20 protein-coding genes are annotated in these 25,455 nt (G+C 68.7%); 5 read left to right on the top strand and 15 right to left on the bottom strand.

What is annotated here, in order from left to right; translation table 11 throughout:
* The first annotated feature begins 162 nt into the window (after positions 1–162).
* Positions 163–1,365, top strand: a complete 1,203-nt coding sequence (locus tag FHR32_RS07980) for an NAD(P)-dependent malic enzyme (protein WP_312882151.1) — start codon at positions 163–165, stop codon at positions 1,363–1,365.
* 280 nt (positions 1,366–1,645) lie between these two features.
* On the top strand, positions 1,646–3,004 hold the full coding sequence (locus FHR32_RS07975) for an NsdA family TPR-like regulatory protein (RefSeq protein ID WP_184753706.1): 1,359 nt from the start codon (positions 1,646–1,648) through the stop codon (positions 3,002–3,004).
* 214 nt (positions 3,005–3,218) lie between these two features.
* Here FHR32_RS07975 and FHR32_RS07970 read toward each other — a convergent pair whose 3' ends face one another.
* The 4 genes from FHR32_RS07970 to FHR32_RS07955 form a co-directional block, all read right to left on the bottom strand.
* Positions 3,219–4,751, bottom strand: coding sequence for a trypsin-like serine peptidase (locus FHR32_RS07970; protein ID WP_184753705.1), 1,533 nt, complete (start codon positions 4,749–4,751; stop codon positions 3,219–3,221).
* A 612-nt stretch (positions 4,752–5,363) separates the two neighbouring features.
* Positions 5,364–6,551: a trypsin-like serine peptidase gene (locus tag FHR32_RS07965; protein ID WP_184753704.1), complete on the bottom strand. Its 1,188-nt coding sequence runs from the start codon at positions 6,549–6,551 to the stop codon at positions 5,364–5,366.
* 207 nt (positions 6,552–6,758) lie between these two features.
* On the bottom strand, positions 6,759–8,342 hold the full coding sequence (locus FHR32_RS07960) for a trypsin-like serine peptidase (RefSeq protein WP_246466039.1): 1,584 nt from the start codon (positions 8,340–8,342) through the stop codon (positions 6,759–6,761).
* A gap of 315 nt (positions 8,343–8,657) precedes the next feature.
* Complete coding sequence (locus FHR32_RS07955; RefSeq protein ID WP_184753702.1) at positions 8,658–9,773, bottom strand: trypsin-like serine peptidase; 1,116 nt, start codon at positions 9,771–9,773, stop codon at positions 8,658–8,660.
* A 338-nt stretch (positions 9,774–10,111) separates the two neighbouring features.
* Here FHR32_RS07955 and FHR32_RS07950 point away from each other — a divergent pair, with 338 nt between their 5' ends.
* Complete coding sequence (locus FHR32_RS07950; protein WP_184753701.1) at positions 10,112–11,068, top strand: zinc-binding dehydrogenase; 957 nt, start codon at positions 10,112–10,114, stop codon at positions 11,066–11,068.
* Positions 11,069–11,133: 65 nt separating this feature from the next.
* Here the strand turns inward: FHR32_RS07950 and FHR32_RS07945 are convergent, their stop codons facing one another.
* From FHR32_RS07945 to FHR32_RS07910, 8 genes are all read right to left on the bottom strand, one after another.
* The gene (locus tag FHR32_RS07945; RefSeq protein ID WP_184753700.1) at positions 11,134–11,823 is read right to left on the bottom strand and encodes a PadR family transcriptional regulator; all 690 of its coding nucleotides are present in this window, start codon (positions 11,821–11,823) and stop codon (positions 11,134–11,136) included.
* Positions 11,820–12,617 (bottom strand): DUF4097 family beta strand repeat-containing protein, encoded by a 798-nt coding sequence (locus tag FHR32_RS07940; RefSeq protein ID WP_184753699.1) that lies wholly within the window; start codon positions 12,615–12,617, stop codon positions 11,820–11,822. The genes FHR32_RS07945 and FHR32_RS07940 overlap by 4 nt, the downstream gene beginning before the upstream one ends.
* Before the next feature lie 83 nt (positions 12,618–12,700).
* Positions 12,701–12,877 carry a DUF6104 family protein gene (locus tag FHR32_RS07935; RefSeq protein WP_184753698.1) on the bottom strand — a complete coding sequence of 59 codons (177 nt, stop codon included), beginning with the start codon at positions 12,875–12,877 and terminating at the stop codon, positions 12,701–12,703.
* A gap of 67 nt (positions 12,878–12,944) precedes the next feature.
* Positions 12,945–16,622 (bottom strand): multifunctional oxoglutarate decarboxylase/oxoglutarate dehydrogenase thiamine pyrophosphate-binding subunit/dihydrolipoyllysine-residue succinyltransferase subunit, encoded by a 3,678-nt coding sequence (locus tag FHR32_RS07930; RefSeq protein WP_184753697.1) that lies wholly within the window; start codon positions 16,620–16,622, stop codon positions 12,945–12,947.
* Positions 16,623–16,792: 170 nt separating this feature from the next.
* The gene (locus FHR32_RS07925) at positions 16,793–17,458 is read right to left on the bottom strand and encodes a B3/B4 domain-containing protein (protein ID WP_184753696.1); all 666 of its coding nucleotides are present in this window, start codon (positions 17,456–17,458) and stop codon (positions 16,793–16,795) included.
* 65 nt (positions 17,459–17,523) lie between these two features.
* Positions 17,524–18,366, bottom strand: coding sequence for a bifunctional 5,10-methylenetetrahydrofolate dehydrogenase/5,10-methenyltetrahydrofolate cyclohydrolase (locus FHR32_RS07920; RefSeq protein WP_184753695.1), 843 nt, complete (start codon positions 18,364–18,366; stop codon positions 17,524–17,526).
* Positions 18,367–18,436: 70 nt separating this feature from the next.
* The gene (locus FHR32_RS07915) at positions 18,437–19,057 is read right to left on the bottom strand and encodes a cyclodeaminase/cyclohydrolase family protein (protein WP_184753694.1); all 621 of its coding nucleotides are present in this window, start codon (positions 19,055–19,057) and stop codon (positions 18,437–18,439) included.
* Positions 19,058–19,217: 160 nt separating this feature from the next.
* Positions 19,218–19,595, bottom strand: coding sequence for a cellulase N-terminal Ig-like domain-containing protein (locus FHR32_RS07910; protein WP_312882149.1), 378 nt, complete (start codon positions 19,593–19,595; stop codon positions 19,218–19,220).
* Between FHR32_RS07910 and FHR32_RS07905 the strand changes: the two genes are divergently transcribed.
* Positions 19,588–19,977 (top strand): hypothetical protein, encoded by a 390-nt coding sequence (locus FHR32_RS07905; RefSeq protein ID WP_184756675.1) that lies wholly within the window; start codon positions 19,588–19,590, stop codon positions 19,975–19,977. The two genes, FHR32_RS07910 and FHR32_RS07905, sit on opposite strands and share 8 nt — an antisense overlap.
* A gap of 68 nt (positions 19,978–20,045) precedes the next feature.
* Here the strand turns inward: FHR32_RS07905 and FHR32_RS07900 are convergent, their stop codons facing one another.
* Positions 20,046–22,208 (bottom strand): MMPL family transporter, encoded by a 2,163-nt coding sequence (locus FHR32_RS07900; protein ID WP_184753693.1) that lies wholly within the window; start codon positions 22,206–22,208, stop codon positions 20,046–20,048.
* Between the two features lie 24 nt (positions 22,209–22,232).
* The gene (locus FHR32_RS07895) at positions 22,233–22,781 is read right to left on the bottom strand and encodes a TetR/AcrR family transcriptional regulator (protein ID WP_184753692.1); all 549 of its coding nucleotides are present in this window, start codon (positions 22,779–22,781) and stop codon (positions 22,233–22,235) included.
* Between the two features lie 253 nt (positions 22,782–23,034).
* On the opposite strand from FHR32_RS07895, the gene FHR32_RS42905 reads away from it, so the two are divergent.
* Positions 23,035–23,898, top strand: a complete 864-nt coding sequence (locus tag FHR32_RS42905) for a carotenoid oxygenase family protein (protein ID WP_221465308.1) — start codon at positions 23,035–23,037, stop codon at positions 23,896–23,898.
* A 624-nt stretch (positions 23,899–24,522) separates the two neighbouring features.
* On the opposite strand, the gene FHR32_RS07885 is transcribed toward FHR32_RS42905, so the two are convergent.
* Positions 24,523–25,455 carry an alpha/beta fold hydrolase gene (locus tag FHR32_RS07885; RefSeq protein WP_184753691.1) on the bottom strand — a complete coding sequence of 311 codons (933 nt, stop codon included), beginning with the start codon at positions 25,453–25,455 and terminating at the stop codon, positions 24,523–24,525.

The raw sequence follows: 25,455 nt of genomic DNA, 5'->3' as shown, positions 1-25,455 counted from the left end.
GGAGTCTCAACATGTGGCACAATCGACCAACGGGTGACCCCCGTACCCCCTCCAGACGACCGTGCTCAGCGAGCGGGCCCCGAGCGGCTACCGAAGCCGGGCCACGCCCGCCACGGCGTCTAAGGAACTGTCCGTCTGTCTGACTGAACTACAGGGGTCGCTGTGGCCGTCACGCCATCGTCCGTTTCTCCCGACACTCCCGACGTCCTCGATCTGGATCCGGCCTTCGCCCTGCACCGCGGCGGCAAGCTGGAGGTCCGCTCCACCGTCCCGGTCCGCGACGCCGCCGACCTGGCGCTCGCCTACACCCCGGGGGTGGCCCGGGTCTGCACCGCGATCGCCGAGCGGCCCGAGCTCGTCAACGACTACACCTGGGTGCCCAACGTGGTCGCCGTCGTCTCCGACGGCACCGCCGTGCTCGGGCTCGGCGACATCGGGCCCGCCGCCGCCATGCCGGTCATGGAGGGCAAGGCGCTGCTGTTCAAGGAGTTCGCCGGGGTCGACGCGGTGCCGATCTGCCTCGACTGCACCGACGTGGACGCGCTGGTCGAGACGGTGGTACGGCTCGCGCCCTCCTTCGGCGGCATCAATCTGGAGGACATCAGCGCGCCCCGCTGCTTCGAGGTCGAGGAACGGCTTCGCGAGCTCCTGGACATCCCCGTCTTCCACGACGACCAGCACGGCACCGCGATCGTCGTGCTGGCGGCGCTCAGGAACGCGGCCCGGCTGACCGGCCGCACGCTGGGCGATCTGCGGGCCGTGGTGGCGGGCGCGGGCGCGTCCGGCGTCGCGGTCAGCCGCATCCTGCTCAACGCCGGCATCGGCGACATCGCGGTCTCCGACTCCAAGGGCCTGATCTACCGGGGCCGCGACGGGCTCAACCCGGTGAAGGAGGCCCTGGCGCGCGACACCAACCGGGCCGGCCTGCGGGGGTCCACGGAGGAGGCGCTGGCCGGGGCCGACGTGTTCGTCGGCCTGTCGGGCTCCACGGTCTCGGAGCGGGCCATCGCCTCGATGGCACCCGGCTCCATCGTCTTCGCGCTGTCCAACCCGGACCCCGAGGTGCACCCGGAGATCGCCAGGAGGCACGCCCGGGTGGTGGCGACCGGTCGCTCCGACTTCCCCAACCAGATCAACAACGTGCTGGCCTTCCCCGGCGTCTTCCGGGGGGCGCTCGACGTCCGCGCCACCACCATCACCGAGAACATGAAGGTGGCCGCGGCAGATGCGCTGGCCGCCGTGGTCGGCGACGACGACCTGTCGGCCGACTACGTGATCCCCAGCCCGTTCGACGAGCGCGTCGCCCCGGCGGTCGTCGCCGCGGTAGCCGCGCAGGCCCGCGCCGACGGAGTCGCCCGGCTCTAGCCCGCCGTATCCACCTCTGGCCCGCCGTATCCGCTTCCGGGATCGCACGCGAAGATCTCCGGGTCCGTCCGTGACGACGCCCCTCGCCCGACCGGGCGGGGGGCGTCTTTTCTGTGTTTCGGAAAATCAAAAAAACGGTCACGGATCGTGCTATAAACAAAGCGCTCCGTCACCTATCTGGGCAAGAGTGTGCAACGAGGGGCGGATGCGGTCGCACGGGGCGCGGCTCACTGCCGCAGCCCCGGCGGTTCTCACGTGACGAAAGCGGGTGAGGAGAGCGATGAAACGCGAGCCCAACCGATTGCTTCAGCGACTCATCGCCGAAGCGGGTTTCACCCACAAGGGACTGTCCCGCAGGATCAACGATCTCGGTGTCTCCCGGGGCCTCCCGGGTCTGAAGTACGACCACAGTTCCGTTCTCCGCTGGATCGGCGGCCAACGGCCGAGGGATCCGGTCCCGGGGCTGCTCGCGGAGATTTTCGCACTCCGGCTCGGCAGGCCGGTCAGCTCGGAAGACCTCGGCCTGCCGGTCGTCCCGACATCTCTCGACCTCGGACAGGAGTTCACCCACACATGGCAGGAGGGGATCGCGACCGTGACGGCACTGTGGCGGGGAGACGTTGAGAGGCGCAGGTTCCTGATCGACTCGACCTTCGCGATCGGGGCGGGTTCCACCGGCGCCCTGCGCTGGCTGACCCTTCCCCTGGAGGGGCGTCCCGTCGCGGGCGGGTCCCGTCGGGTGGGCATGGCCGACATCGCCGCCATTCGGGAGGTGACCCGGTCCTTCGGCGTGCTGGACAACCGGTTCGGCGGCGGCAGGGTCCGCTCGGCCGTCGTGAAATATCTGGACTCGGCGGTCGCGCCGCTGCTCAGTGACGGCTCCTACAGCGGGAGCACCGGCAGGCTGCTGGCCTCCGCCGCGGCCGAGCTGACCCGGCTGGCCGGCTGGATGGCCTATGACCTGGAGCAGCACGGCCTGGCCCAGCGCTACCTGATCCAGGCGCTCCGGCTGGCCAGGAGCGGGGGGGACCACGGGTTCGGCGGGGAGATCCTCGCGGGGATGAGCCACCAGGCCCTGTACATAGGGCAGCCCGCGCACGCCCTCGACCTGGCGCGTGCCGCCCAGCTGTCGGCCCGGCGGGCCGGTGTCTTCGCCCTGTTGTCCGAGTCGCACGTGCTCGAAGCCCACGCCCACGCCCTGATGGACGACCGGGCCGCCTGCGCGGACTCCCTGCACGAGGCGGAGCTGGCCTTCGACCGGCGCGGGACCGGTGACGAGCCCGACTGGATCGCCTACTTCGACGAGGCCTACCTGTCGGCCAAGTTCGCGCACTGCTTCCGCGACCTGGGCGACGGGCCGGGGACCGTACGGTATGCGACGCGGTCGCTGGACATGGACGGGCGCTACGTCCGGGGGCGGATGTTCAACCTGTCGCTGCTCTCGGCGGGGCTGCTCGAATGCGGCGAGCTGGAGCGGGCCTGCGTGGCGGCGGGCCAGGCGCTGGATCTGGCGGGGGGCCTGCAGTCGGTCCGCACCCAGTCGTACGTGGCGGACCTGCGGCGGCGGATGGAACCCTTCGCGGGTGAGCCGGCCGTGGTGGAGCTGAAGGCGCGGAGCCGGGAGCTCAGCATCGCCTGACGTTCCAGGGGGAGGTTCCTGCGGAAGACCGGTGCTCCGGGAGGGCCTGGCGTTCTCTGGGAGGGCCTGACGTTTCCCAGGGGGATCCGGCGCTTCCGGGAGACACGGGAGAAAGCCCCTGACAAAGGCCGAAGGGCCCGGCGCGAGCCGGGCCCTTCGGGTGAAGCAGGGTGAGTTCGAGGTTTGGACCCCCGGACTCAGCTGATCATCAAGACTACTTGACGATCGAGCCGGACCACACAGCGGCAGCCTGGTTGTAAACCGCAGCGGTCTCGCCGTCGAAGTAGGCCGAGGTGCTGAGGTCGTAGCGACCGTTCTTGTCCTGGTCGCCGAACAGGCTGGTGACGCCGTTGACGTAGCCGAGACGCTTGCCGTTGTTGTACTTGACGAGCCACGGGGCGCCGTCGGCGCCTTCGGTCATCGAGCACTTGAGGCCAACGTGCTCCTCGACCTTCTCGGCCGCGGAGACGTACACCTTGCCGGAGGTCTTGCCGTAGCACCACTTCGGCGTAACGCCGGTGTAGGCCTTGTTGCCGTCGGGGTGCGGGCCCGCCGGGTAACCGAAGACGAACACGGTCTGGCCGGTCTTCTGGTTCCAGGTGAAGCCCTGGCCGCCGACAGCCTCGCCGAGACGGCCGACGTCCTTGATGAAGCCATCGAAGACGACGTACGTGGTGTGGTAGTACTTCTTCTTCGTGCCCGGCTTGTACCACTCCTGCACGTAGTACTGCGTGAGGGTGTAGTTGCCGTCAGTGTTGGACAGGGTGCCCTTCGGCTTCTTGTCACCCTCGGCAGCGCTGAGCGTGTCATACTCGGCCTTGGTCAGCGGGGTGACGACCGGCTCGCCCAGCCGCTTGCCGTTGCCCTTGCCGATACCCGCAGCGGTGTAGTCGGTCAGGCTGACTTCCTTGCGGCCCATCACGGCGCCGGGGTAGTCCGGTCCGGTCGGGGCGGGGTCGGAGTCCGCGGTCGCCTCGTCGGCCCAGTAAGCACCCGTCGGGTCGTTGGTCAGACCCTTCTTGTACTCGTCGAAGGTGATCTCGACGTCCTTGTGGCCCTTCTTGCCACTGAACTTGTCCCAGTCAGCCTTCGAGACTTCCTTGGAGCTGCCGCCACCAAGCTGGATGCCGTTGTACACGGTCACGAACGCGTAGTCGCGGTCGCGGTCGTTGAAGACGCTGTAGTCATAGTGGGTGTAGGCCGTCTTGCCGACGTAGATGCCGTAAGGCGTCTTGGCCTGGTAGTAAGCGGGCACGAAGACCCACTTGTTCATGACGCTGGCGTTCTTCTTGTCGTCGTAGACGCAGTGACCGGCCGTGGCGACCAGGTTGCGGTACTTCGACTGGATCGAGGTGGCGGAGCACCACTTCAGGCTGCCATCGGGAGCCTCGAAGAACACCTTGCCGATGGTGCGCGGCAGGTTGATGTTCTTCACCGTGGAGGTGGTCTTCTTCTCCTCGCCGATGGGGGCGACGACGCCGGGCTTGCCGTCGGGGGTGTACCCGCCGGAAGCCTTCAGCCCGGAAGAAGCCGAGGTCTCGATGTTGTAAGCCGTGGCAGCGGCCAGGTTGTTGGTCTTGCCGTTGTTCTCGAACCAGAACTTCGCGACCTCGACCGCGGACGGAGCGTCCTTGGCCATCGTGTCGGACGCCCAGTCGGGAGCGGCGCTAGCGGTACCGGCCAGACCGGCGGCCAGCAGACCGGTGGCGAGGACAGCACCACCGGCGGGGAGGAGGATGCGCTTCAAGGTAACTCCTTGGTCTGATGTGGAACGCTTCTTGCGTCCCATGCGTCAGTAAAGGGATAGCCAGAACATACAGTGCGGATCTTGAGAACCGGAAGCCGCTTTGGCGGATTAGGACCCCATGCGTCCGGCCGTGATCGTTCTGTGATGTTTAAGTGGCGCCGGAACCCTTGGTGTGGTTGAGGGGGGAGCACTGTGTTTCCGCAGATAGGCGTAAGGCTGTTGTAAATGTGACCGATGTGGCGTGAGTGCCCCGGTACGTTCAGTCACGACATCGATGTGACGCAGATCACATGCGATCAATGGCACCGATCCGGCCGAAGTCACGTCTAACGCGACCGAGCCGGAGCGCCGGGAGTCCAGGAAAGCCGTGAAATCAGGGGCTGAGCGCCTCCGGAAGGACCCAGATTCGGGTCCGCACGGCCGGGTGAAGGCCTCGGACCCGAGGACGGCAGGAGCCCACAGGGCGCTCCGGGACGAGGTCGACGTCCCCAAGAGGGGCTGTCACGCCGTCACGGCTCCGGAAACAGGCGTGGGACCCGGCGGCTGCCGGGTCCCACGGGTGAGAGAAGGAAGAACGGCCCCTCGTCCCGGGGCCGGGTGGTCTCCGCGAGGTCATTGCGCGTGCTGGCTGTCCGCCCACCTGTAGACGTTGTAGGTGGACGCGGTGAAGTACGGCGAGGAGATCAGGTCGTACTTCCGGTCGACGTCGGTGTCCCAGGCGAAGCTGTTGACGCCGTTGAGGTAGCCCAGGCCGATGGCGGGGTCGTAGTTGACCAGCCAGGGGCCGCCGCTCGCCCCGCCGGTGAACTGGCAGCTGAGCGCGATGCCCTTCTCCACCAGGTAGGTGGGGGCGGTCCTCTTCTTGGTGCGTCCGACGCAGGACCTCAGCTTCTGGCCGTCGTACGGCCTGCTGCCGTCGATCTGGGGGGCGGCGGGGTAGCCGAAGGCGAGGGTGGACTGGTCGGTGCCGCGGTTGACCGCCAGGCCCTGCCCGCCGACGTTGTCCTCCAGCTTGCCCACGGGCTCCATCTCGTAGGTGCCGACGGTCTTGCCCGGCTTCCACTTGAACCCGTCGTGCACGTTGACGAAGGCGTAGTCGTAGTCGTAGTCGCCGCGGCCGACGAAGCTCTCGTGCAGGTTGAGGGAGTGGCCGACGTAGATCCCGTACGGGGTGTCGCCCCTGTCGTAGCCCGGGATGAAGATCCAGTATTCGGCGTGCCTGCCCTGCTTGGCGTCGTAGGCGCAGTGGCCGGCCGTGGCGACCAGGCTCCGGCTCTTCGACGCCACCGACGAGGCGGAGCACCAGTAGTCCTTGTCGCCGATCCGGAAGAACACCTTGCCGACGGTCATCGGGGAGGTGCCGGCGACCGGGGGGACCCTCCTGGGGAGGGTGGGCTGGACGGTCGGCGAGGTCGAGGCGGCGCTGCTGTAGGTCAGGGCGGTCGTGACAGCGGCGGTCGTGCTCTCGCCGCCCGCGGCCGCGGCCGTGGCGCCGGCGGTCGTGCCGGTGGGGGTGGGGGAGGCGGGTGCCGAGGTGGTGCCGCCGTTGCTGGGCTTGGCCTCGGGCGTGGCCGGCGTGTTGTTCTGCGCCTCTTTGATCCTGCTCGGGCTCCAGTATTCCGCGATCCGCTTCATGTCCGTGCTCGTCTTGGTGAGCTCGAAGGAGCTGATGCTGCCGGGCACCGCGGAGAAGTAAGCGGTGTCGGCGTGTGCACCCCCGGCGAACGTGGACAGCGCGAACACACCACTGGCGACGAGGGCGCCGAGGGTGGTCGCGAACCGCCGTACGCGGGGGGACATGAGGGCCGTTTCCTTCGGGGGATCGGGAGGGGAACAGGGGGTGAGGGGGACTATTTTTCCAGATCAACTGAGATTTGGGCAGCTCAGTTGTTCGGTGTGCTCTACACCGTTATCCGATGAAGCCTGTCCTACAAGGCATAAGTACCCCGTCAAAGCGTGGAGGGACCCCCATGGCGAGGGCCCCTCCACACTCACGACGTCCGTGCCTTAGGAGGGAAGCTTCCCGGTCCAGAGGTTGGCGGCGTGCTTGTAGATGCCGTAGGTCTCACCGTTGAAGTACGGGGTGGTGACCCGGTCGTAGCGGTTGTTCTTGTCGCTGTCGACCGTCAGGCTCACGACGCCGTTGAGGTAGCCGGTCCGCTTGCTGCTCTTGTACTGCAGCAGGAAGGGGCCGCCGCTGGCACCGGGGGTGAAGGCGCACTTGATCGCCTGCTGCTCCTCGGCCTTGAACGCCGAGACGACGGGAGCGGCACCGGTCGTGCCGTAGCACCACTTCATGGTCTGGCCGGAGTAGGGCCGGTTGCCGTCGGGGTGGGCCCCGGTCGGGTAGCCGAAGACGAAGACCTTCTTGCCGAGCTTCTGGTTCCAGGTGAAGCCCTGGCCGCCGACGTTGTCGCCGAGGCGGCCGGCGTCGGAGGTGAGGACCACGAAGTACCGGGTGTGGAAGTACAGCTCCTTGACGGTGGTCTTGACCCACTTCTTGACGAAGTACTGAGTTTTGAACCAGGCGATCTCGGTGCCGTTGGCGTCCTTGGTGGCCTCGAGCTTGCCGAGGAACTTGCCGTCGCCCTTCTCCTTGAGGAGCCTGGCGTACTCCTCCTGGCTGATCGGGGTCTTGACGGTCTTCCGCTCGAACTGGTTGCCGTTCTCGAAGCCCTTGGGCGCCTTGGTGTAGACGCTCTCCACGACCTCGGCGGCGGTCAGCTTGACGCCGTCCTTGCCGGTGGCGATGTACTCGTCGACGTTCTTGGAAGTGACGTCGCTGGGCTTGGCGACGGTCTCGACGGTCGGGTCGGCCGCCTTCTTCCAGTAGGGGCCGAGCTCGCCGTACTTCTCGTAGCCCGCCTCGAACTCGGACTGGGTGATCGCCTTGTCCTCGGTGTACTTGAAGCCCTTGGCGGCCGTGTACTCCGACTTGCTGGTCTCCTTGACACCCGTCTGCTTGAAGCCGTTGTAGACGTTGACGAAGGCGTAGTCGTAGTCGTAGTCCTCGTAGACGGTGAAGTCGTCGTGGGTGTTGACCTTGGCGCCGACGTAGATGCCCCAGGGAGCCTTGCCCTGGTAATAGCCGGGGATGAACACGAAGTTGCTGAACGGCTTGTTCGTGTCGGTGTCGTAGACGCAGTGGCCCGCCGTGGCGACCAGGTTGCGGTACTTCGACTGCACCGAGGTGCCGGAGCACCAGCGCTCCTGGCCCTTGCCGTCGACGAAGAAGACCTTGCCCGTGGTGATCGGCAGGTTCAGGTTCTTGGATCGGCCCGCGGACTTGCCACCCTCGCCGGTCGGGGCGACGACACCCGGCTTGCCGTCGGCGGCGGCCCTGGCGGCGCCGGTCTTCGACAGCTTGGCGGAGACGGTGGAGTCGGTGACGTAGCTCTTCGCCGACTTGAGCCTGGAGGAGTTCCAGTAGCCCGCGATGGCCTTCGCGTTACCGGAGGTGGTGAGCGCCGACGACTTGACGTCGGGCGCGGGCGCGGCCTGAGCCACGCCGGCGAGGGGGGCGCCGATCATGGTGGTCGCCACGAGGGCTCCACCGAGGGGGAGGACCAGACGCTTGGCTCGGGAGTTCAATCTAGCTCCTTCTTTGCCGCGGGCCGCTCGGGACGGCCCACGCATACGTAAAGAGACAAGAGGAGACCGTACTAGGCAAAGAACGGTTAAAAAGCTATAAATCGGGCAGACCGCTTGACCGATATGAGTTCGTTACCAAAATCATGGAACCAAACTTTCAAGATCCGCGTCTGATCTTCCCGTGCTCGACCGGGGCGCCTGGTGCCTGCCGTACAAAGCCATGAGCTGCGGAAACGGAGGGGCCCGGTCGCGAGGACCGGGCCCCTCGTCACGCCGGCCGGCCGAGTGGCCCGGCGGTCGGCCGGTGGGGTGCGGTCACTTGGTCCAGCGGTTGGCCGCGACCCGGTAGACCTGGTAGGTGTCGCCGTTGAAGTAGGGCGAGGAGACCTTGTCGTAGCGGTCGTTCTTGTCGGTGTCCCACGAGACGCTGTTGACGCCGTTGAGGTAGCCGGTCCTGCTGGAGTTCTTGTACTTCAGCAGCCAGGGGCCGCCGCTCGCGCCCGCGGTGAAGGCGCACTTGAAGCCGACGTGCTCCTGGAGGTTGTACTTCGGGGCGGCCGGCATGGCGCCGGTCGTGCCGTAGCACCACTTCATGGTCCGGCCGGTGAAGGGCTTGTCCCCGTCGGGGTGCAGGCCGGCCGGGTAGCCGAAGGAGAAGACCGCGCTCTTGACCTTCTGGTTCCAGGCGAAGCCCTGGCCGCCGACGTTGTCGCCGAGCCGGCCGACGTCCTTGATGACCGGCTTCCACTTGCCCGCGGCGTCCTTCTCCCAGTTCACCTTGTAGCCGGAGCTGACGTTGACGAAGGCGTAGTCGAAGTCGTAGTCCTCCTTCACCACGAAGTCGTCGTGCGCGTTGAACCACTTGGCGGCGTAGATGCCGTAGGGGTTCTTGCCGTTCCACGCCTGGTCGCCGTCCCAGTAGGACGGGATGAAGATCCAGTTGTCGTAGAACTGGTTGGTCTTCACGTCGTAGACGCAGTGCGCCGTGGTGGCGACCAGGTTGCGGTACTTGCCCTGGATGGAGCTGCCGGAGCAGTACTTCCAGCTCGCCGGGTCCAGCGGGTTGGCGCCGGGCAGGGTGAAGAAGATCCGGCCGACGGTGTTGGGCAGGTTGACCTGCTTGCTCTTGATCGACTTGGCGCCCTCGGCTCCGATCGGCGCGACCGACCCGGCCTTGCCGTCGGGGCCGGCCGCGCTGGAGGCCGTGCCGCCCTTGACGCTGAGGTCGAGGTCACCGGTCGCGTCGGTGGCCTTGCGCATCCGCTCGGGTGACCAGAAGGAGGTGGCCTCGGTGGGGGTCTCCGAGGCGGCCGAACTGACCACGTCGGCGGGGGCCGTGGTGGCGTCGGCTCCGGTGGTGGCGCCGATCACTCCGGCGATCATGAGAAGGCCGGTGAGGGGGATCGTGAGGCGCCGTGCTCGGGAATTCAATGGAGCTCCTTTCGTTCTCGGCGGGGACGGGACATCCCTTGCCGGGAAAACGATCGGAACGTTACTGAATGGATCAAGGGTTGGAGATGAATTGACGAGAAAAGGCCGGGAATGGTTCCCTCCGATGCCGCCTCGTTATTTGAATAGCCATTGGTTATGATTTAACAATTAAGCATTTTCGCAGGTGGGACGTGCTGTGATGTCGTTCTTCCGGCACCGCGGACAACAGTGGTAACAGCGCTTACCGCCGGTTTCTCGAGTAACTGCGACAACTCCGGGCCGCTGAGGGGTGACGAACCGTGCTGCGATATCAGGCGGGGGAGGCGTAGGGTGCGGCCATGTTCGCCGTAACCGTCACCCAGACCGATCCCGACAACCCACTCGCCGGGCTCACGCTCGGTGAGCGCCCCGAACCCGAGGTTCCCGACGGCTGGACCACCGTCACGGTGCGGGCCGCCGGGCTCAACCACCACGACCTGTGGACGCTCAAGGGCGTGGGCATCCGCCAGGACCGGCTGCCGATCGTGCTCGGCTGTGACGCCGCCGGAGTCGACCAGGACGGCAACGAGGTCATCGTGCACTCGGTGATCGGCAGCGGCGCCGACGAGACGCTCGACCCCAGGCGGTCCCTGCTGTCGGAGACCTACGACGGCACCTTCGCCGAGCGGGTGGCCGTGCCCCGGCGCAACCTGGTGCCCAAGCCCGCCGCGCTGAGTTTCGAGGAGGCGGCCTGCCTGCCCACCGCGTGGCTGACCGCCTACCGGATGCTGTTCGACAAGGCGGAGCTGGAGCCGGGCTCGACCGTGCTGGTCCAGGGCGCCGGGGGCGGCGTGGCCACCGCGCTGATCGCCCTGGGACGGGCGGGCGGCTACCGGGTCTGGGCCACCAGCCGGTCGGAGAAGAAGCGGGCGCGGGCGCTCGACCTCGGCGCCGACCAGGTCTTCGAGAGCGGCGTCCGGCTGCCCGAGCGGGTCGACGCGGTGATGGAGACCGTCGGCCAGGCCACCTGGGACCACTCGCTGAAGGCGCTGCGCCCCGGGGGCCGGATCGTGGTCTCGGGTGCGACGAGCGGCGCCGTGCCGTCCGCCGACCTGAACCGGGTCTTCTTCCTCCAGCTCTCCGTGGTCGGCTCAACCATGGGCACCCGCGACCAACTGGCCAGACTGGTCCGGTTCATGGAGCAGACCGGCGTCCGCCCGGTGATCGACCGGACGCTCCCGCTGACCGAGGCCCGTGAGGGGTTCGCCGCCCTGCACGAGGGTGACGTCTTCGGGAAGATCGTCTTCACCGGCTGAGCCGGGCACCCGCCGGGCCGGGCATCCCGACAGCAGAAGGGGCGGGCGCGGGCCGTACAGCAGGATCACCGGAGCGCTTCCCGGATGCGGCGGGCGGCGTCGTAGAGCGCGTCCTGTGCGGTGGCCAGGGTCTCCTCGGTCACCTGTGCCCCGCGCGCGTCCCGGCGGACCTCCTCAACGAACTCGGCCAGCATCTGCCCGAGCTGGGCGTCGCGGTCGGGTGACCCGTGTCCGGTGAAGCCGTCCGCCCAGATGCGCTTCCACTCGTGCTTCCACTCGTGGGTCTGGCGCTGCCACTCGGCCTTCTGCTCCCGCCAGGTCTCGCGGTGGTCCTCCCTGGCCTGTCTCCGCTCCTGCCTGGTGCCCTGGCGCACGTCGCGCGCCATCTGGGTGAGCTCCTCGCGCAGCGACTTGACCGTGTCGCGCACGTCCTCCTTGACCTCGCGGGCGATGTCGCGGACGGAGTCGGAGATCTCCTGCTCCAGGTCGGCGAGCTCGTCGAGCCGGGCGTTCAGCTCGTCGCGGCCCCGGTCGGTGATGGTGAAGACCTTCTTGCCCTCCACGACCTCGTGGGTGACCAGGCCCTCCTCCTCCAGGCGGGCGAGGCGCGGGTAGATGGTGCCGGGCGAGGGCGAGTAGACGCCCAGGAATCTGTCCTGGAGGAGCCGGATCACCTCGTAGCCGTGGCGCGGGCTCTCTTCGAGCAGCTTGAGGAGATAGAGCCGGAGCCGCCCATGGCCGAAGACCGGGCTCATGACTGCTCTCCCTTCAGTAGCGTGACGTCCGCCGAGACGGTGATCGCCGACAGGGAGGCCATGCCGCCGCCGATCCTGCCGGTGAGCGACTTCGCCCCGGCCTGGCCGGTGCGGTTGAGCTCGGTGAAGGCGGTGTCGAGCCTGCCGGAGGTGGAGCGGATCGTGACATCGGTCTCGACCCGGTGCGGCAGCCGGAGCATGATGTCGCCGGAGACGCTGTTCAGCGTCACGTGGCCGGTAGGCGGGAGCTCCAGATCAGCGGTGATCCGGCCGGAGACCGTGGTGGCCCGTAGCCGGCGCGGCGTGCCCTGGGCCACGGTCAGCTCGCCCGAGACGCTCTTGAAGGACAGGTCGCCGACCAGTCCGCGGCTCTCGACGTCACCGGAGACGGTGTCGGCGTGGACCTCGCCGCTCACCCCGTCGAGCACGATCTCACCGGAGACGCTCTTGACCGAGGTGCGGCCCTCGAGTCCGGCGACGACGGCCGAGGCGCTGACCACCCCCACGTTGACCGGGCACTCCTTCGGCACGGTCAGCGTCAGCGTCGCCTTCCGGTGGCCCGGGCGGAGCCAGCCGAGCAGGCCATCCCAGGTCAGGTCCTTGTAGGTGACGGTGAGCGTGCCGTCGTCCTCGTGGGTGACGATCAGCGGCGGGGTGCCGATGTCGGTGACCTCAAGGGTGGGCGGGGCGTCGCTGGCCAGCACCGCCAGTTTCCCCGCCACGATCCGGACGTTGAGCTTGCTCACGGTCTCGAAGGTGAGCTGCTCGGGTGTCTCGATGGTCCACTGCCGCATGTTCGTGACCTCCTTCTCCACACACGATATGTCGCGTTGTGCGGAAAGGTCAAGATATATCGCGTCTGGTCCGGTCGCCCGTGTCAGTCGTCTTCGTCGTCCAGCCGGGCGAGCCAGGTGGCCAGCCGTTCCACCGGGATCTCGAAGTCGGGGTTCAGATCGACGAACTCGCGGAGTCGCTCGGCCAGCCAGGCGATGCCGACCTCCTCCTCGCCGCGCCGCTCGACCAGCTCCTCGATGCCCCGATCGGTGAAGTACATCGTTCTCCTCGTAGTAACGGGGAAGTCCCCCACAGAGGTTCCTGTGGGGGACTTCCGAAGGTGGTGCCTAGTTGAAGATCTCTCCCAGCATCTGCTGCAGCTCCGCCTCGTGAGCCGAGTGTGAACCCGTCGCGGGGGAGGAGTTGGCCTTACGGGAGACCCGCTTGATCGAGCGTCCGCCGAACGCGTCCGGGTTCTCCACCTGCTTCAGCGCCAGGAACGGCCACGGGCCCATGTTGAGCGGCTCGTCCTGCGCCCACACCAGCTCGGCGCCGGCGGCGTAGCGTCCCAGCTCGGTGGAGAGCTGGTCCCCCGGGAACGGGTAGAGACGCTCCATGCGGACGATCGCCACATCCGTGCGGCCCTGCTTGTCGCGGGCCGCTGCCAGGTCGTAGTAGATCTTGCCGGAGCAGAGCACGATCTTGCGGACCTCGGCCGGGTTCACCGTGGTGTCGCCGAGGATCGGCCGGAACGAGCCGGAGGTGAACTCCGAGACCGCCGAGACCGCCGCCTTGTGCCGGAGCAGCGACTTGGGCGTGAACACCACCAGCGGACGGTGCCGGTTCGACTTCGTCTGCCAGCGCAGCAGATGGAAGTAGTTGGCCGGCAGGGTCGGCTGGGCCACGGTCATGTTGTCGTAGGCGCACATCTGCAGGAAGCGCTCGATGCGGGCCGACGAGTGGTCGGGGCCCTGACCCTCGTAGCCGTGCGGCAGCAGCAGGGTGACGCCGGAGCGTTGCCCCCACTTCTGCTCGCCCGCGGTGATGTATTCGTCGATCACGGACTGGGCGCCGTTGACGAAGTCACCGAACTGGGCCTCCCAGGCGACCAGGGCGTCGGGACGCTCCACGCTGTAGCCGTACTCGAAGCCGAGTGCGGCGTACTCGCTGAGCAGCGAGTCGTAGACGTAGAACTTCGTGGTGCCCTCGTTGAACGCCTTGAGCGGGGTGTGCTCCTCACCGGTGATCCGGTCCACCAGCACCGCGTGCCGCTGGACGAAGGTGCCGCGCCGGGAGTCCTGGCCGACCAGCCGGACCGGGTGGCCGTCGATCAGCAGCGACCCGAAGGCGAGGGTCTCACCCATGCCCCAGTCGACGCGGTCCTCGGCGACCATCTGGCCGCGGCGCTGGATGACCGGCAGCAGGCGCGGGTGGACGGTGAAGCCCTCCGGCAGGTTGAGCTGCGTCTCCACGATCTGCTTGACGGTCTCCTCGGAGATCCCCGTCGGGGTGTCCTCGTGCGACCAGGGCACGCTGTCCACGTCGATCGGGCGGGCGAACTCGCCGGTCGTCTCCTTGGACACCTCGCGGGTCGCGGCGAAGGCGTTCTCCAGCTTGGCCTGGTAGTCGCGGAGCGCGCTCTCGGCCTCCTCCACCGTGATGTCGCCCCGGCCGATCAGCGCCTCGGTGTAGAGCTTGCGGGTGGAGCGCTTGGCGTCGATCAGGTCGTACATCAGCGGCTGGGTGAAGCTCGGGTTGTCGGCCTCGTTGTGGCCGCGGCGCCGGTAGCAGATCAGGTCGATCACGACGTCCTTGAGGAACTCCTGGCGGTACTCGAACGCCAGCTTGCCGACCCGGACCACGGCCTCGGGGTCGTCCCCGTTGACGTGGAAGATCGGAGCCTGGATCATCCGGGCCACGTCGGTGGCGTACACGCTGGAGCGTGAAGAGGCCGGCGAGGTGGTGAAGCCGACCTGGTTGTTGACCACGATGTGCACGCTGCCGCCGGTGCGGTAGCCCCGCAGCTGCGACAGGTTCAGCGTCTCGGCCACCACGCCCTGGCCGGCGAAGGCCGCGTCGCCGTGGACGAGCACGGGCAGGACGCTGAAGCCCTCCTCGCCGCGCTCCAGCAGGTCCTGCTTGGCGCGGACCACGCCCTCCAGGACCGGGTCGACCGTCTCCAGGTGGGAGGGGTTGGCCACGACCGAGGCCTTGAGCTTGCTGCCGTCGGGCGACACGAAGTCACCGCTGGCGCCCAGGTGGTATTTGACGTCGCCGGAGCCGTGGGCGCTACGCGGGTCGATGTTGCCCTCGAACTCGCCGAAGATCTGGCCGTAGGACTTGCCCACGATGTTGGCCAGCACATTCAGGCGGCCGCGGTGGGCCATGCCGATGACGGCCTCGTCGAGGTCCTCCTCCGCGGCGGCGGAGAGCACCGAGTCGAGCAGCGGGATCAGGGACTCGCCGCCCTCCAGCGAGAAGCGCTTCTGGCCGACGAACTTCGTCTGCAGGAACGTCTCGAACGCCTCGGCGGTGTTGAGCCGCTCCAGGACGCGCAGCTGCTCCTCGCGGTCGGGCTTGGCGTGCGGGCGCTCCACCCGCGCCTGGATCCAGGCCCGCTCCTCGGGGTTCTGCATGTGCATGTACTCCACGCCGATGGTGCGGCAGTAGGAGTCACGCAGCACGCCGAGGATCTCGCGCAGCCTCATCAGGGGACGGCCGCCGAAGCCGCCGGTGGCGAACTCGCGCTCCAGGTCCCACAGGGTCAGCCCGTGCGACTTGATGTCGAGGTCGGGGTGCTTGCGCTGCTTGTACTCCAGCGGGTCGGTGTCGGCCATCAGGTGGCCGCGGACCCGGAAGGCGTGGATCAGCTCGATGACCCTGGCCGACTTGGCCACGTCGTCGTCGTGCGTGGTCGAGATGTCCTGGACCCAGCGGACCGGCTCGTAGGGGATCCGGAGGGCCTCGAAGATCTCGTCGTAGAAGCCGTCCTCTCCCAGGAGCAGCCGGTGGACCTGGCGCAGGAAGTCACCCGACTGGGCGCCCTGGATGATCCGGTGGTCGTAGGTGCTGGTGAGCGTCATGACCTTGCTCACCGCGAGGCGGGAGAGCGTGTCGGGAGAGGCGCCCTGGTATTCGGCGGGGTATTCCATCGCGCCGACACCGATGATCGTGCCCTGTCCCGGCATCAGGCGCGGCACCGAGTGGACGGTGCCGATCGTGCCGGGGTTGGTGAGCGAGATCGTGGTGCCGGAGAAGTCGTCGACGCCGAGCTTGCCCGACCTGGCCTTGCGCACGACCTCTTCGTACGCCACCCAGAACTGGCGGAAGTCCATGTCCTCGGTCGCCTTGATCGACGGCACCAGGAGCTGCCGGGTGCCGTCGCTCTTCGCGACGTCGATGGCCAGGCCGAGGTTGACGTGCTCGGGCTTGACCAGCACCGGCTTGCCGTCGACCTCGGCGTAGGAGTGGTTCATCTCCGGCAGGGCCTTGAGCGCCTTGATGACCGCGTAACCGATCAGGTGCGTGAACGACACCTTGCCGCCGCGCCCGCGCGACAGATGGTTGTTGATCACAATGCGGTTGTCGATGAGCAGCTTCGCCGGGACCGCGCGGACACTGGTCGCCGTCGGAACGTCGAGACTGGCCTCCATGTTGGCCGCCGTCCTGGCGGCCGCGCCACGGAGTCGGACTTCCTCGGCACCGGCGGGCAACTGCGTCTCCTGCTTGGGCTTGTCCGCCGGGGCGGCCGTGGTGGCCGCTGCCTTCGGCGCGGGGGTTACCGGTGCGGCGGCCGGGGTCACCGGTGCCGCAGCGGGGGGTGAGGTGGCGGGTGCGACGGTCGCCGCCCCCGGGGGTGCGGCTCGGCCGGACCCGGAATCAGAGGTGTAATCAGCGAAGAAATTCCACCAGGCGCGGTCCACAGACTCGGGATCCTGGAGGTATTTCTGGTACAGCTCGTCGACAAGCCATTCGTTCTGTCCAAAGGCTGCCAGCGGGTTTGTCCGCGACGACTCAGACGACACGGCGGAAATCGCCCTCTTCCGCAGATCGGCGTTGATGATAGAGAACCTGTCCAAGGCTACTCGCCTGGACCCGGACCTGCGCCAGTCTCACCGCGGCCCGCGGCTCGATCCTCCCAGGAGAGCCCGGAACGGTCACCCCCGGGGTGCCTATCCGGAGAGTGTGAACCCGCTCACCCATGGTTCACGAGCCGGGACTCGATCCGTACGCCGGGGGTGATCGCCCTGAGCAGCTCGGCCAGTTCGGTCCCCGCCGCCTCCAGCTCCGCGAGCGACATGGGCGCGAGCCGCTCCAGCAGGAACAGCGCGTCCGCGGTCTCCTCGGTGATCCGGGTGCGCACGCACTGCCGCCAGTTCCAGCGCCGGCAGGTGACGCCCCTGTCGTCCCGCCAGACCACCTCGCCGATCTCGGGATGGTCGACGGCGGGCTCGCCCTTCTCGGTGACCTCGAACGGCTCGTCCCCGGCGGCGCGGACCAGCCGTGCCGTGCCCTCGTAGTGGGCCAGGTCCTCCCCGCCGATCGGCAGCCCGTGCCTGACACTGATCGCGTTGTAGGCGTCGACGACCAGGTTGATCTCCGGCGGCGGCATCCGCCGGACCAGCGCGTCCACCGACGGCCTGGTCCGCTGCGGCTTCGCCCCGAACGCCCGGTAGGCCTCCCGCCACGCCTCGACCTTCGGGTCCTCGGCACTCACCGCGGCGTCGGCCGCCTCGGCCAGCCAGGCCCGGGACCTGTCGTCCGTCGGTCCGTTGCGCATGCCGTACACGCCCATGACCAGGACCGCGAAGTCGGGCCTGAGCGCGCTGACGGCGGGGTCCACCCAGATGTCGTCAATCACACGCCTCAGTTTAGGCCGGGTGCACGCCTCCCGCCCAAGAGCTGGGGGACCGCCGCGGGGCGCGGTCAGCGGGCGGCGGCCTGCACGGTGTGCCGCAGCAGCAGCGCGGTGGTCACCGGGCCGACACCACCGGGCACGGGGGTCAGCGCCCCGGCCTTCTCCGCGACGGAGGCGGCGTCCACGTCGCCGACCAGGCCGCCGTCGTCGGTCGGATTGGTGCCCACGTCGACCACCACGGCGCCGGCCCGCACGTGCTCGGCGGTGATCAGCCCGGCCCGGCCGACCGCGGCCACCACCACGTCGGCGGCGGAGGTGACGGCGGCCAGGTCCCTGGTGCGCGAATGGCAGACGGTGACGGTGGCGTTCCTGTCCAGCAGCAGGTGGGCGGCGGGCTTGCCGACCACGGTGGACCGGCCGATCACCGCCACGTGGAGCCCGGTCAGCTCGACCCCGTGATAGTCCAGGACCGTCACCACGGCCTCGGCGGTCGCCGGGGCGAACGCCGGGAGCCCCGCGGCCAGCCGCCCGAGGGAGAGCGGGTTGGCGCCGTCGACGTCCTTGCCGGGCGCGATGGCCGAAGCCAGGTCCTCCAGCTTGGCCCCCTCCGGCAGAGGCGTCTGCAGGATGACGCCGTGCACGCTCTCGTCGGCCGACAGCACGGCCAATCTGTGACGAATATCACGCGCGGAGGCGTCGGAGCCGAGGTCGACGATGTCGCAGGCGATGCCGGCCTTCTCCGCGGCCCTGGCGATCGAGCGGACGTACCAGGCGCTGGACTCGTCCGCCGTCGCGACGACGACCGCGAGCCTGGGGTGCGTCCCGGACGCGGCGAGCTCGGCGGCCCTGGCGGCGGTCTCGGCGCGGATGGCGGCGGCCGGCTCCTTGCCGGACAGGACCGTGGCGCTCACGTGCCGATCTCCTTGTCATGCGGGTTCGCCATGCTCATGCGCCGGTCTCCTCGCCGCGGGCCTGTGACGCTCACGCGCCGATCTCCTTGCGGACGGCCGCGGTGACCTGCTCGGCACGGGCGGCGATCTCGTCGACCTTGGCGGCCTCGGCGGCCAGCTCGGCGCGGGCCCGGTCGTCCTTGATGCCGCCGAGGTTGATCTCGACGTTCACCCGGGCGGTGGTCGCCGCCGCGCGGGCGGCCTCGGTGGCCGCGGCGATGTCGGTGACGACGTTGCGGTTGCCGATCGGCAGGAGCTCCTCGGCCAGTTCGACGGCCGCCCGGGCGACCGCGATGACCTCGGCGGGGGGCCTGCCCGCGCCGATCAGAGCCGCGGCGATGGCGGCCGACCGGGCGGCCTTGGCCGCGTCGGTGTCCTTGGGAAGCTTGTAGGCGTCGGTGACGGCGGTGAACGCCGTCGCGTCGTCCTCGGCCAGCCGCAGCGCCAGGACGCGCAGTTCGTCGGTCTGGGCGATGATCCGCTCGATGGCCGGCCCGTGCTCGGAATACTTCTCGCCGGTGCTGTAGCGGGCGACCATCCCCAGCAGCGCCGCGGCCTGCGCGGCGTGCAGGGCCGCCGACGCGCCGCCGCCGGGGGCCGGCACACGGTCGGCGAGCCGGGCCAGGAAGTCACTGATCTTCTCGTCGCGCATGAGCGCCCGTCCTCCGGTCGTGGGGTCACCGCACCCTTGAGATCCTCCCACGGCAGGGTGGTCCGGCCCGCGACCGGGGACGCCCGCGACCGGGGACGCCCTCGACCGGGGACGGCCGCGATCGGGGACGGCCGCGATCGGGGCGGCCGTCCGTTCGGGGCTACCGGCAGACGGCTCCGTTCAGCGCGTCGGTCCGGAGCCGCTCGTAGAAGCCGCCGTCGAGGTCGAAGGGGCGGCTGGTCTCGCCGTCGGCCTCCAGCGTGTAGCCGGTGCCGGGGGTGGTGAACGAGCCGAAGTCGATGACGTGCACGTTCTGGCCGGAGCCGCCGTCCACGCCCCGGGGGATGCTGGTCCCGGTCGCGACGACCTCCGCGCCCTTCCTGAGCTTCCAGCCCACGGCCTCGGTCTCGTCGGTGACGAGGGTGGCGTTCTTCGGGCCCTTGGGCAGGTAGCCGGACATGTTCACCCGGACGCGCGGGCCGGTGTCGGGCTTGTAGACGTCGGGCTCGGCGCCGCCCTTGAGTGAGACGTTGTCCACGCAGAATCTCCAGGGGGCGGTGCTGGCTGCGGCGGCGGCCTTCAGCGCGGCCGCGCTGACCTGGTTCGCCTTCGCCCGGGAGACCTGGCAGTTCGTCGCCGTCATGGTGCTGTACGGCACGGCGCGGGCGCTGTCCAGCGGTCCCGCCCAGGCCTGGCACGTGGACGCGCTGCACGCGCTGGAGGGGCCGGACGCCGATCTCAAGCCCGGCCTCTCCAGGGGCGGGGCGGCCGGCTCGGTCTCGCTCTGCGTCGGCATGCTGGCCGGTACGGCCGTCGCCTGGACGGCGGGCGCCGTGGCCCTGCTGCTGACCGTGCTGCTCTACCCGCGCGAGGCCGCAGGCGGGACCGTCGAGAGCACCACCGAGAGCGTGAGCCCGTAGGGGACCGATCCCGAGAGCAGTGCCGAGACCGCCGGAGCCGCCGTGCGCTTCGCCCACTCGATCGGATGTCAGACCTTGATCGCCTCTCTGGCGTCGTCGCGCTGCTCGGCGGCCAGGTTCGTGTGCAGGTTCTCGCCTTCGATGTCGAGGTTCGGCAGGAGCCGGTCGACGGGGCGGGGCAGCCACCAGGCCGCGCGGCCGAGCAGGAACATCGTGGCAGGCACCAAGGTCAGGCGGACGATGAAGGCGTCGACGAGCACGCCGACAGCCAGCGCGAAGCCGATGGACTTGATGATCGGATCGTGCATGAACACGAATCCGCCGAACACGGCCGCCATGATCAGCGCGGCTGCGGTGACGACGCGGGCGTTGTGGCCCAGGCCGTTGACGGTGGCCTGTTGCGGGCTGTCGCCGTGCACGAAGTCCTCGCGCATCCGGGAGACGAGGAAGACCTCGTAGTCCATGGCCAGCCCGAACAAGATTCCAATGAGCAGGATGGGCAGGAAGCTCACCAGCGGTCCCGGAACATCGATGCCGAGCAGGTCGGCCAGGTGTCCCTGCTGGAAGATGGCCACGGTGATGCCGAACGTGGCGCCGACGGTGAGCAGGAAGCCCAGCGCCGCCTTGAGCGGCACCAGCAGGGAGCGGAAGACCAGCATCAGCAGCAGGATCGACAGTCCGACAACGAGCAGCAGGTAGACGGGCATCGCCTCGGCGAGTTTGGCTGACACGTCGATGCCGATGGCGGTGGCGCCGGTCAGGGCGACGGTGGCACCGTCGATACCGGCCAGGCGCTCCCGTATGGAGTGCACGGTCTGCTCGGTGGCCGCGTCGGTGGGACCGGTCTTGGGAACGATGGTCATCAATGCGGTGGTGCCCTGCTGATTGGGCTGCGGCGGGGAGACGTCGAGCACGCCTTCGGTGCTGTCGATCAGCTGCGCGGCCTGCTTGGCGGCCATGCCGGTGGCCTGGGCGTCGTCCCCGGAGACGACGGCGATCAGCCGGCCGTTGAAGCCTGGCCCGAATCCCTCGCCGATCAGGTCGTAGGCCTCGCGGGCCGCCGATCCGGAGGCGGCGGTGCCGGCGTCGGGCAGTGCCAGGCGCATGTCCTGGACGGGCAGGGCCAGCGCGCCCAGCCCCACAACGCCAACCAGCAGAATCGGGACGCGCAGCCGGGTGACGATCCGGCCCCAGCCGTACCCGAAACCCTCGCGCCCGGGGCTGGATGCCCGCCCGTCGCGCTGCCTGCGAGGCAGGACGCGGGAGCCGGCGAAGCCGAGCATGGCCGGGAGCAGGGTGAGGGCGACCAACACTGCCAGGGTGATGGTGCCGGCCGCGGCCAGGCCCATGACGCTCAGGAAGGGAATGCCGACCACGGAAAGGCCGGCCAGGGCGATCACGACGGTGGCACCGGCGAAGACCACGGCCGAACCCGCGGTCCCGATCGCACGCCCGGCGGCCTCCTCTGCCGCCACGCCTTCGGTGAGGTACTGCCGGTAGCGGAAGGTGATGAACAGCGAGTAGTCGATCCCCACGGCCAGCCCCAGCATCAACGCCAGGATCGGCGCGGTGCTGGTCAACTCCAGCACACCGCTGAGGGCGAACAGCCCGGCCATCCCGGCGGCAACGCCGATCAGCGCATTCAGCAACGTCATACCGGCGGCGACCAGAGAGCCGAAGGTGATGAGGAGGACCACGGCGGCGACCAGGACACCGAGCGCCTCAGTGGAGCCGATCTCCACTCCGGCCTTCATGACCTCACCGCCGTGCTCCACCCGAAGCCCCTGCGCGGAGGCGCCCACCTGCTCGTAGGCCGCGCGCTGGGCAGCGGTGATCTCGTCGGCGACGGTGTCGAACTGGATCTGCACCAGCGCGTAGCGGCCATCGGGGGTGATCGAACCGGCCTTGAAGGGATCGATGGCGGCGATCGCCCCGGGAACCCGCTCGGCCTCCCGCACGATGGCCGCGACCGCGGCCTTGTTCAGCTCCCGCCCTTCAGGCGCGGCAAGGACGATGGTGCCGGTCGCTCCACTGGCCTGAGGGAACTGTTCGCGCAGGGAGTCGAGTGCCCGCTGAGACTCCGTGCCGGGCATCGAAAAGTTGTCGCTGGTGGGTCCCCTGAAGACGGCGGCCGCCCCAGCAAGCAGGAGGAGCATAAGCAGCCAGACGGCGAGCACACGTCCCCGACGGCGGAAGGAGAACCGGCCGAGCCGGTACAGCACAGAAGCCATGAAAGTGGATGTCTTTCTCGAAGTTCAGCGGGGTTCGCGGCCGAGCGTGCGCAAAGCGCCACTGATCAGCTCGGCACGCATGTCCTCGTCCGGCACCGGCACGTCGCTGGCGCACGTGATGGAGACCGCGCCGATGACCATGTAGGCAGTGACCAGGCCTCTGGACTCGGTTGAGCCGTCCACCATCGCAGCCATCAGCCGCGCTATGACAGCGGGCACAGCACCCAGAGCCGGGTGGCCGGTGAGCTCGGGAATGTCCTGGAACAGGACCTTGACCTCGCGCCGGAACCGCATGGCCAGATCGACAAAACCGGTCACGGCCGCTTCCACGCCCTGTTCCCCTTCCGGATTGGAGAGCTGGGCGTCCAGCGCGGCCAGTCCTTCGCCGGCAGGGGTCAGCAGCTCGGTGAGGATCGCGTCTTTGCTGACGAAGTGGTAGAGCAGGGACGCCTTCGAACAGCCCACGACTTGAGCGATGTCGTGCAGCGAGGTGCCCTTGTAGCCACGCGTGGCGAACAGATCCAACGCCGATTCCAGGATGTGACCGCGCAAAGCGGAAGCAGGACGGGCCATACCCTCACAATAACTGACCGATCGGACAGTTCTGACCGATCGGACAGGAACGGGCTGTGGTATTCCTCCGGGAGGCTTTGGTATTCCTCCGGGAGAAGGAGGCCGACCGTCCGGCGCTGCCGGACTTCTTCGCACCGCCGTACGCTGCACGTTCTCCGAGCGGCTGACGGCCTCGGCAAGAACAAGACTGTTTCTCCAAGAATCTTCCCGACATCCTGGCGCGGCCGGATCGAACGACGGGAGAACCCAGCAGATGACGACCGCGCAGAACGCCGATATGCCCCTCCTCCACCTGGCGGGGAACAATGCACCGGTCACCGAGGAGATGACGCTGGAACCGGCCGAGGTGATCGGCGCCGTTCCCGAGGAGCTGAACGGCGTGTACCTCCGCAACGGTCCCAACCCGCGGACCGGCTGGTCGCCGCACTACTTCGCGGGCGACGGCATGGTCCACGCGGTGGCCCTGGATGGCGGCCGGGCCCGCTGGTATCGCAACCGGTACGTGCGGACCCCGCTGTACGAGCACCCGGGCGAGTCGCGCTTCGCCCTGGCCTTCGACGGCGCGCTGCACACTCCCATGACCGCCCATCCCAAGATCTGCCCTGGGACCGGCGAGCTGCTGTTCTTCGGCTCCCGGCTGCGCCCGCCGTATCTCACCTACTACCGCGCCGCGCCGACCGGCGAGTTGACGCGAAGGACCGAAAGTACAGGATGCGCCGACGAAACAGCGGGAAGCCGGCTCGGCTGTGCATCTGTCGTTTTCCGCACCCCGAAACCAGAAGCCAGTTGTTACGTCGCTTCGCCAGTGCAGAGCTTGATCCCAAGCGGTGAAGGTAACCGCTCTGCCGGTCAGGATCGGCGGAGCATCGCTGCGCACGACTTTTCGCAGTCGGCAGGCCGCTGCGGTTCCGTCGTGCCAGCGAGACGCCTCGGCCAGCCGTACACAGCGCTGCGGGTCCCCGACGCTCCATGCCAGATGTGCCCGCATGTTCAGCGTCGTGGCGGCCAGGGCGGCGTTTCCGGCCTCCACGGCCCAGCGGTGGGAGCGGTCGTACCAGGCGAGCGCGCGGGCCATCTCCCGTTGACTCCACAGCCGATCGTGCCGTTCGGCGCGTAGCCGTAGGGCCCAACCAGGTAGGTCGTCGGCCGTCACGAGCGCACCTCCGCGATCTGAGGGGGATCTTCCTACGCCCATGAGGCGCACAGCCTTCCGCACCGCCGTGATCACCTGTGGGAGCAGCCCACGCCCAGGCAGGTCTGCGCCCGGATGGCCGCCCGGCGGCGGCTCGGGCTGTGCGGGCCGATGCCTGCGGCGGTGCCGGTGCGTCCGCTGAGGGTCCGCCCGCCCGCCGTTTCCCCGCTCCGGCCGGGGCGTCACGCGCGGGCGGTGCCTGTCCCCGTCGCCCACGGCCGGACCCGCCGCCCAATGGGGAGCTCGTGGCCTATGTCGGCCGCGCGTTCCCGGCGTGGACGATCTGGTGGGCCCACGGCATCTGGTACGCCACCGGCTCGTGCCTGGAACCAGGCTGCACCTGCTCTCGGACGCTTCACGCTCCCGACCCCAGTGGCCTGTGCCGGCAGCTCGACGAGCAGGGGGTCCCGGTAGTAATCGCCGCAAAAGCAACGGAAATGCTGGTCAGAGCCTCGGCGGACGGTCTTCCAGGGCCAACCTTGGAAGGGCTCCTGACCTGCGTATCCGTTGGAAATTTCGCCGAAACTACCGGGACCCCTCCTTCCGTGATCACCTGCCGAGGAGGTCGCGGATCGCCTGGAGTACGGCGTCGGGACGGCGGAAGGTGATGGTGACGTGTCCGGCGTCGTCGACAAGACGGTTCTCGCCGCGCGAAACCGATTCGGCCAGCGCCGTATAGAGCCGCCGCTTGCCTTCGATCTCCTCGTGTAGCAGTGACTCGGGCGTGCCCTGGGACACCGCCCTCTTGAACGAGTCGATCCCCGTGGCGGTGAGGACGATCAGCGGCACGTCGGGCATTCCCGCCTGGCGGAGCTCGTCGTTGAGCTGACCGAGGTTGCTCGCCTCTTGGGAGCCGATCTTCAGCCCTTCAAGGCTGACGTGGTATTCGATGAGCGGCTCGCGGATCTCCTCCGGCCAGTCCGTCATCTCCTGCGCGAACAGGCCGCGGTAGAACTGGATGAGTTCGTCGGGCAACTCGTCGGGGAGCGTCTGGTCGGGGTCCCACGCGTTCCAGATCTCGACCAGTTGCTGGGGCATATAGGCGTTGTAGTCCTCGTGCGCGGGGTCCAGCAGGAGCAGGCCCGCCACCTCGTCGGGGAAACGCCGCGCGTAGTGGCGTGCGTAGAAGCCGCCGAGAGAATGACCAACCAGCAGGTAGGGGGCGGGCACACCGGCGGTGCGCAACAGCTCTCGCAGTTCGTCGGTCACCTCTGCGGAGCTGCGCGGCAGCCCGGCCCGGTCGCTCCATCCCGTTCCGGCCCGGTCGTAGAGCACGCTCGTGGTGAACTCGGCGGCTCGCTCCTGGACGTTCAGGTAGTCCAGGCCGATGGTGCCACCCCCGGCCAGGAACACCACCGCCGGGCTCCCGCTGCCCGATCGGTGCAGCAGCAACCGCCGGCCCCCCACGTCGTAGTACCGCCCCAGCGGCGGCGCGCTCTCGGTCGGCGTCGTGGGCCGGACCCCGGGCGGTTGGCGCTGCAT

This window comes from Streptosporangium album (assembly GCF_014203795.1).
Taxonomy (GTDB): domain Bacteria; phylum Actinomycetota; class Actinomycetes; order Streptosporangiales; family Streptosporangiaceae; genus Streptosporangium; species Streptosporangium album.
The sequence above is the reverse complement of the archived record's forward strand: the minus strand, read 5'-3'. Positions and strand labels throughout refer to the sequence as shown.

Bases quoted from the DNA above. Each gene is read 5' to 3' on its own strand.
- FHR32_RS07975 (WP_184753706.1), top strand. From the start codon at position 1,646: ATGAAACGCGAGCCCAACCGATTGCTTCAGCGACTCATCGCCGAAGCG.
- FHR32_RS07965 (WP_184753704.1), bottom strand. From the start codon at position 6,551: ATGTCCCCCCGCGTACGGCGGTTCGCGACCACCCTCGGCGCCCTCGTC.
- FHR32_RS07950 (WP_184753701.1), top strand. From the start codon at position 10,112: ATGTTCGCCGTAACCGTCACCCAGACCGATCCCGACAACCCACTCGCC.
- FHR32_RS07945 (WP_184753700.1), bottom strand. From the start codon at position 11,823: ATGAGCCCGGTCTTCGGCCATGGGCGGCTCCGGCTCTATCTCCTCAAG.
- FHR32_RS07940 (WP_184753699.1), bottom strand. From the start codon at position 12,617: ATGCGGCAGTGGACCATCGAGACACCCGAGCAGCTCACCTTCGAGACC.
- FHR32_RS07935 (WP_184753698.1), bottom strand. From the start codon at position 12,877: ATGTACTTCACCGATCGGGGCATCGAGGAGCTGGTCGAGCGGCGCGGC.
- FHR32_RS07915 (WP_184753694.1), bottom strand. From the start codon at position 19,057: ATGCGCGACGAGAAGATCAGTGACTTCCTGGCCCGGCTCGCCGACCGT.
- FHR32_RS07900 (WP_184753693.1), bottom strand. From the start codon at position 22,208: ATGGCTTCTGTGCTGTACCGGCTCGGCCGGTTCTCCTTCCGCCGTCGG.
- FHR32_RS07895 (WP_184753692.1), bottom strand. From the start codon at position 22,781: ATGGCCCGTCCTGCTTCCGCTTTGCGCGGTCACATCCTGGAATCGGCG.
- FHR32_RS42905 (WP_221465308.1), top strand. From the start codon at position 23,035: ATGACGACCGCGCAGAACGCCGATATGCCCCTCCTCCACCTGGCGGGG.
- FHR32_RS07885 (WP_184753691.1), bottom strand. From the start codon at position 25,455: ATGCAGCGCCAACCGCCCGGGGTCCGGCCCACGACGCCGACCGAGAGC.